Raw genomic sequence first — 6,908 nt, 5'->3', positions numbered from 1 at the left:
ATGACCGGCGGGTCGCCGAGCTTGCGGCGCAGGGTCATCACGGTGACCCGGACGACGTTGGTGAACGGGTCGGTGTGCTCGTCCCAGGCCTTCTCCAGCAGCTGCTCGGCCGAGACGACGGCGCCGCCGGCCCGCATCAGGACCTCCAGGACGGCGAACTCCTTGGGGGCGAGTTGGACGGTGCGGCCCTCCCGGAGCACCTCCCGGCGGCCGGGGTCGAGGCTGATGCCGGCCCGTTCCAGCACGGGGGGCAGCGGGACGGTGGCGCGGCGGCCCAGCGCCCTTACCCGGGCGACGAGTTCGCTGAAGGCGAACGGCTTGGGGAGGTAGTCGTCGGCGCCGATCTCCAGGCCCTCCACCCGGTCGCTGATGTCGCCGGAGGCGGTCAGCATGATCACGCGGGTGGCCAGGCCCTGTTCGACCACGCGGCGGCAGACGTCGTCACCGTGGACCAGGGGGAGGTCGCGGTCCAGCACGACCACGTCGTAGTCGTTGACGGCGATACGCTGCAGCGCGGCCTCACCGTCGTAGACGACGTCGACCGCCATCGCCTCGCGGCGCAGGCCGGTGGCGACGGCTTCGGCGAGGAGTTGCTCGTCCTCGACGACGAGTACCCGCACGGTGGTGGTCCCTTCTGCTGGTGCGGCCCCACCGTGCCTGCCCGTGCGGGCCGTTGTGCGCCGGGCGCGGAGTCGGCGCGACACGGGCCGCGGACGGCCTCGGGACTCGACCGACGACTCCGACGGTGCTGCCCATCCTGCCTGGTTCCCGGCTAAAGCCGCAGTAAGACCGGGCGGACCGGCCTTGACCGGGGCCGGACGCGGTCCGGTGGGCGGGCCCGGGAGGCCCCGATCCGGCGACGGCCGCTCCGATTGGACTGTGACGCGGGCAACTTTCTCGGCCCGGGAGGTTTCCCCGGCCACCGGGCGGGGAGGACAAGCTCACACTGCGATGCCGCCGTAGCGCGGATCGCTCCCACCCGCCGCGTGTTCATCCGCACCGGTACGGGGATCGAATGTCACCGGTAGCCGCCGCAGGTCGGCTCCCGCGCCCGACCGGAGAGACGGCCACCGGGCTCGGCGCTCCCAGTGATCTCGTTCCGCAGACCGGGGAGCATGCGGACCGTGCCCGTCCGAAGAAGCAAGGGGGCCCGTATGGACGCCTTTACCGACGGCATCCTGCAGCGCATAAGGAATGCGGAGCAGGATCTCCACCGCGCACTCGAGTCCGGGGACGAGTTCCTGGCCGAGGTCGAGCAGTCCGAGCTGGAGGACCTGCGCAGACTGGCCGCCGAGCACGGGGTCGACGCGGTGCAGGAGATGCACCGCTTCGCCGCCTGACCGGCAGCCGCCACCAGCGGCAGTACCACCACAGCACCGCCTGTCCGCCCCGCACCTCCGGGGGTAGATGAAACGCGAGCCCTGGCACCTCAGTCGTGCCAGGGCCCTTCCTTGTCCGCAGCCGCCTCCCGCCGTCCGTCGGCGGGAGGCGGCTGCGTTCAGTCGCGCCAGGCGCCGATCTCGTCGAGCCTGCGCTGCAGTTCCTCGAACAGCCCGGCGGGGGCCGCGACGGTCAGCGTGCCGTCCGGCTCCTGGCCGGGCCGGCCGCCGGCCAGGGCGCCGGCCTCCCGGGCGATCAGCACCCCGGCGGCCCGGTCCCAGGCGGCGAGGCCGCGCTCGAAGTAGCCGTCCACCCGGCCGGCGGCGAGGTCGCAGAGGTCGACCGCCGCCGCGCCGCCGCGCCGGATGTCGCGGAACTCCGGCATCAGGGCGAGCAGCACCTCGGCCTGCCTGACCCGGATCGACTGGACGTAGTTGAAGCCGGTACTGATCAGGGCCTGGCCCCACGGCGGCGCCGGCCGGCAGGAGACGGCCTGGCCGTCGAGGAACGCGCCGCCCCCGAGCACCGCGTGGAACATCTCCCCGCGGGCGGGGACGTAGACCACCCCGACCACCGCCCGGCCGTCCAGCTCGGCGGCCACGCTGACGGCCCAGTTGGGCAGGCCGTACAGGTAGTTCACGGTGCCGTCCAACGGGTCGACGACCCAGCGGACGCCGCTGGTGCCGGCCCGGTCGGCGCCCTCCTCGCCGAGGTAGCCGTCGGCGGGGCGGCGCTCGTCGATCAGCTCCAGGATCAGCTTCTCGGAGGCCAGGTCCATCTCCGTCACCACGTCGACCGGGCTGCTCTTGGTGGCGGCGACGCCGAGGTCGGCGGGGCGGCCGTCGCGCAGCAGCACGCCGGCCCGGATCGCGGCCTCCTTGGCCAGCTCCAGCAGTTCGGCGAGCAGGGCGGGGCTGGGTGACACGCGGGTTCCTCCTGGGGTGGTGGGCGGGTCGGTGCCGGGCGGGCCCGGGCGGCCGGGGTCGGACCGGGGTCAGAGCTGGGCGGCCGCTGGCCTGGGTGCGCGGGGGTTGGGGCAGCAGGCGACGGCGCACACGTCGTGGCTCGCGCCGAGCGTACCGAGGGCGCATCGCTCGACCTGCGCGCCACGTTCGACGGCCGCACGCTCCAGCACTAGTTCCCGGACGGCGGCGGTGAAGCGCGGGTCGGCGCCGACGGTGGCGGCCCGGGCGACCGGCAGGCCGAGTTCGGCCGCCTTGGCGGTGGCCTCGGTGTCGAGGTCGTACTTGACCTCCATGTGGTCGGAGACGAAGCCGATCGGCACCATCACCGCGGCCGGTGCGCCGCCCGCGTGCAGGGCCTCCAGGTGCTCGCAGATGTCCGGTTCCAGCCAGGGGACGTGCGGGGCGCCGCTGCGGCTCTGGAAGACCAGTTCCCACGGGCGGCCGGCCACCCCGGTGGCCTCGGCGACCGCGTCGGCGACCAGCCGGGCGACCTCCAGGTGCTGGGCCACGTAGGCGCCGCCGGGCGTGCCGCGGGCCGGGTCGTCCGGGGCGCCGGAGGTCTCGGCCATGGTGTCCGGGATGGAGTGGGTGGTGAACGCCAGGTGGGCGCCGTCGCGGACGCCGGCCGGCAGCCCGGCGAGCGCGGCCAGGGTGGCGTCGATCATCGGCCGGACGAAGCCGGGGTGGTTGTAGAAGTGCCGCAGCTTGTCGACCCGCAGCTCCGGCAGGCCCTCGGCGCGCAGCGTCGCCAGCGCGTCGGCGAGGTTCTCCCGGTACTGGCGGCAGCCCGAGTAGCCGGCGTAGGCGCTGGTGGCGAGGGTGAGCACCCGGCGGTGACCCTCGGCGGCCAGCTCCCGCAGGGTGTCGGTGAGGTACGGCGCCCAGTTCCGGTTGCCCCAGTGGACCGGCAGGTCGAGGCCGTGCTCGGCGAAGTCCTTGCGCAGCGCCGCGAGCAGCTCGCGGTTCTGCTCGTTGATCGGGCTGACGCCGCCGAACAGGAAGTAGTGCTTGCCGACCTCGGCCAGGCGCTCCTTGGGGATGCCTCGGCCTCGGGTGACGTTCTCCAGGAAGGGCACCACGTCCTCGGGGGCCTCGGGGCCGCCGAAGGACAGGAGCAGCAGCGCGTCGTAGGGCGCGGGGCCGCCGGGCGCGTGGTCGGTGACTGAGGGCGAGTCGGACATGGCACCGATCCTCCCACCAGACACCGCGCGGACGGCGGCGGGCCGCCCGGCGAGCCCGTCCGCCCGGTGCCGCGGCCGTCCCGGCGGGCGCCTCGGGGAGTACTTCGGGGAGTGCTTCGGGGGCAGCCTCGGGGCGAATCCGCTTGCAGATGTTCGTAAGCTGTCTTTACGGAGCGTGCGCCTTACGTACCGTGCACGCCCCATCCCGCATCCACCCCACCCGCGGAGCACCAGTGCTGTCCAGCTACCGCCAGATATTCGCCGCCCCCGGCACTCTGGCCTTCTCCTCGAGCGGCTTCATAGCCCGGCTGCCGATCTCCATGACGGGCATCGGCATCGTCACCATGCTCGCGGTGCTGCGCGGCTCGTTCGGCCTCGCGGGTGCGGTGTCCGCCGTGGTGGCGCTGTCGGCGGCGGTGCTCGGGCCGCAGGTCTCCCGCCTGGTCGACCGGTACGGGCAGCGCCGGGTGACCCTGCCCGCCACCGCGGCCACGCTGCTGGCGGCGGGGGCGCTGCTGCTCTGCGCCCGCTTCGACGCCCCGGCGTGGACGCTGTTCGTGTGCGGGGCCGGGATGGGGGTGATGCCCAGCGCGGGCTCGATGGTGCGGGCCCGCTGGGCGTACCTGTACAGCGCGGAGCCGCCCAAGCTGCACACCGCGTACTCGTTCGAGGCCGTGGTGGACGAGGTCTGCTTCATCGTGGGGCCGATCCTGTCGATCGGGCTGGCGACGGCGGTGTTCCCGGAGGCCGGGCTGCTGCTGGCGGGGGTGTTCCTCGGGGTGGGGGTGCTGCTGTTCACGGCGCAGCGCCGGACCGAGCCGCCGGTGCATCCGGCCGCGCACCACCGCGGCAGTTCGGCGATCACCTCGGCCGGGCTGCAGGTGCTGGTGCTGACCTTCGTGGCGACCGGTGCGATCTTCGGCTCGGTGGAGGTGGTCACCGTGGCCTTCGCCAAGGCGCAGGGGCACACCTCGGTGTCGAGCCTGGTGCTCGCGGTGTACGCGCTCGGGTCCTGCCTGGCCGGGGTGGTGTTCGGGACGCTGAAGCCCAAGGGTTCGATGCCGGTCCGCTTCCTGGCAGGCGTCGCGGTGATGGCGGCCTCGATGGTGCCGCTGGTGCTGGTGGCCTCGACGCTGCGCGGTACGGCCGGGCTGGCCGGCATCGGTGCGGCGCTGTTCCTGGCCGGGCTGTCCATCTCGCCGACGCTGATCACCGCGATGGCGCTGGTGGAGCGGCTGGTTCCGGCGGCGCAGCTGACCGAGGGGATGACCTGGACCACCACCGGGCTGGCGCTCGGGGTGGCGCTCGGTTCGTCGGCGGCGGGCTGGGTGGTGGACGCGGCGGGCGCGGCGGCGGGCTACTGGGTGCCGGTGGCGGCGGCCGGTTTCGCCGCGCTGGTGGCGCTGGCGGGCCTGTCGCGGCTGCGCGGGGGGCTGGTGCCGAGCGAGCCGGAACTCACCGAATCGTCACTGCCCGGCTGAGCCCGCCACGGCCCGCCGGACCGGCGTCCGGCCGGTGAACGGACCATGGACCGTGGGCAGGGGAGTGACTACGCTCACCCTACCCACGGGTAGTCCGTGCGGGTGACGTGAGCAGGAGGCCTTCGCATGCCCGAGAGCACCGCCACCGCAGGCTGGCGCAACTGGGCCGGCAACCAGAGCGCCCGGCCGGGCCGGACGGTCGCCCCGGCCGACGCGCAGGAGCTCGCCGAGGTGGTGCGCCGCGCCGCCGAGGAGGGCCGCACGGTCAAGGCGGTCGGCTCGGGCCACTCGTTCACCTCGATCGCCTCCGCCGACGGCGGCGTGCTGGTCCGGCCGGACCGGCTGACGGCCGTCCGGGCGGTGGACGCCGAGGCGGGCACCGTCACGGTCGGGTCGGGTCTGCCGCTGCACCGGCTCAACCGGCTGCTGGAGACCGCGGGCCTGTCCCTGGCCAACATGGGCGACATCGAGGTGCAGACGGTGGCGGGCGCCACCAGCACCGGCACCCACGGCACCGGGCGGGACTCGGGTTCGCTCGCCGCCCAGATCCGGGCGCTGGAGATCGTGCTCGCCGACGGCACCGTGCAGCACTGCTCACCCACCGAGAACGCGGAGCTCTTCCAGGGCGCCCGGCTCGGTCTCGGCGCGCTCGGCGTGGTCAGCGAGATCACCTTCGGGGTGGAGCCCGCCTTCCTGCTCACCGCCCACGAGCAGCCGATGTCCTTCGACGAGGTGCTGGAGCGCTTCGACGACCTGACGGCCGTCAACGAGCACTTCGAGTTCTACTGGTTCCCGCACACCGACCGCTGCTCGACCAAGCGCAACAACCGCAGCCAGGGGCCGGCCGCCCCGCTGCCGGCCTTCAAGGCCTGGCTGGAGGACGACTTCCTGTCGAACACGGTCTGGGAGGGCGTCTGCCGGGTGGGCCGCCGGCTCCCCGGCACCATCCCCTCCATCGCGGCGCTCGCCAGCCGGGCCTGGTCGGAGCGCAGCTACACCGACACGGCGTACAAGGTGTTCACCAGCCCGCGCCGGGTGCGCTTCATCGAGATGGAGTACGCCGTCCCGCGCGAGGCGGCCACCACGGTGCTGCGCGAGCTGAAGGCGCTGGTCGCGCGCTCGGACTGGCGGATCAGCTTCCCGGTGGAGGTCCGGGTGGCGCCCGCCGACGACCTGTGGCTGTCGACCGCGAACGGGCGCGACAGCGTCTACATCGCCGTCCACCTCTACCGGGGCAGCGCCGATCAGGGCTACTTCACCGGGGTCGAGCAGCTGATGACCGCTCACCAGGGGCGCCCGCACTGGGGCAAGCTGCACACCCGCGACGCCGGGTACCTGGCCTCGGTCTACCCGCACTTCGGCGACTTCACGGCGCTGCGCGACAAGGTCGACCCGGGCCGGCTGTTCGGCAACGACTACCTGCGCCGGGTGCTGGGCGCCTGACGCCCCGCCGGGTCCGCGCTCACGGCGCCGGTTCGGCGGCGGGGGCCGAGCCGGCGGGCGTGGCACCGGAGGGCCCGCCGGACGCCCCGGCCGAGGCGCTGCCCGACGGTGCGGCGGAGTGGCTCGCGGACGGGCTGGCCGAGGGGGACGGCGTCGCCGAGGGCCTCCCGGACGGGCCGCCGCCGCTCCCCGGGTCGGTCGTCGCGCCCGGTGAGCCGGAGGGCGACGGCCCGGACGGCGGGACGGCGGCCGGGCCGGAACCTCCGGTGGACGGTGCCGCGGGGGACTTGCCGGCCGGTTCGGCCCGGCCCGGGGTGAGCGAGGTGCCGGTCCGGGAGTCCCCGCCGGTCAGACTGCTCACGGGCCGGCCCGCCAGTACCTCGACCGCCAGGATCGGCACCATCGCCAGGGCGAACACCAGCGCGGAGACCACCGCGTACGTCCGCCAGCCGCGGCGC

Annotated in this window: 6 protein-coding genes and 1 pseudogene; 4 read left to right on the top strand and 3 right to left on the bottom strand. The window is 74.4% G+C overall.

The features are described 5' to 3' along the window. On the bottom strand, window positions 1–620 hold a 620-nt coding region (locus tag AA75_RS35320), incomplete at its 3' end, for a response regulator transcription factor (protein WP_033824466.1). A gap of 534 nt (window positions 621–1,154) precedes the next feature. Here AA75_RS35320 and AA75_RS35315 point away from each other — a divergent pair. Then, window positions 1,155–1,340, top strand: coding sequence for a hypothetical protein (locus tag AA75_RS35315; protein ID WP_033824465.1), 186 nt, complete (start codon window positions 1,155–1,157; stop codon window positions 1,338–1,340). A 158-nt stretch (window positions 1,341–1,498) separates the two neighbouring features. Here the strand turns inward: AA75_RS35315 and AA75_RS35310 are convergent, their stop codons facing one another. Then, on the bottom strand, window positions 1,499–2,305 hold the full coding sequence (locus AA75_RS35310; protein WP_033824464.1) for an inositol monophosphatase family protein: 807 nt from the start codon (window positions 2,303–2,305) through the stop codon (window positions 1,499–1,501). A 69-nt stretch (window positions 2,306–2,374) separates the two neighbouring features. Further along, window positions 2,375–3,526: a ferrochelatase gene (locus AA75_RS35305; RefSeq protein WP_033824463.1), complete on the bottom strand. Its 1,152-nt coding sequence runs from the start codon at window positions 3,524–3,526 to the stop codon at window positions 2,375–2,377. A 233-nt stretch (window positions 3,527–3,759) separates the two neighbouring features. Here AA75_RS35305 and AA75_RS35300 point away from each other — a divergent pair, with 233 nt between their 5' ends. The 3 genes and pseudogenes from AA75_RS35300 to AA75_RS50205 form a co-directional block, all read left to right on the top strand. After that, entirely contained in the window at window positions 3,760–5,007 is a 1,248-nt protein-coding gene (locus tag AA75_RS35300; RefSeq protein WP_051814003.1) for an MFS transporter, read from the top strand. Window positions 5,008–5,133: 126 nt separating this feature from the next. Then, a complete protein-coding gene (locus AA75_RS35295) occupies window positions 5,134–6,450 on the top strand; it encodes a D-arabinono-1,4-lactone oxidase (RefSeq protein WP_033824462.1) in 1,317 nt (438 codons plus the stop codon). A gap of 59 nt (window positions 6,451–6,509) precedes the next feature. Beyond that, window positions 6,510–6,908, top strand: a pseudogene (locus tag AA75_RS50205) (hypothetical protein); the annotation flags it as partial.

The sequence above is a fragment of the Kitasatospora sp. MBT63 genome (genome assembly GCF_000710465.2).
GTDB lineage: Bacteria > Actinomycetota > Actinomycetes > Streptomycetales > Streptomycetaceae > Kitasatospora.
Note: the sequence above shows the minus strand (reverse complement) of the source record. Positions and strands in the feature narration are given on the sequence as shown.

What these genes read in the sequence shown, in the direction of transcription:
- AA75_RS35315 (WP_033824465.1), top strand. Translation starts at nt 1,155, where the DNA reads ATGGACGCCTTTACCGACGGCATCCTGCAGCGCATAAGGAATGCGGAG.
- AA75_RS35305 (WP_033824463.1), bottom strand. Translation starts at nt 3,526, where the DNA reads ATGTCCGACTCGCCCTCAGTCACCGACCACGCGCCCGGCGGCCCCGCG.
- AA75_RS35295 (WP_033824462.1), top strand. Translation starts at nt 5,134, where the DNA reads ATGCCCGAGAGCACCGCCACCGCAGGCTGGCGCAACTGGGCCGGCAAC.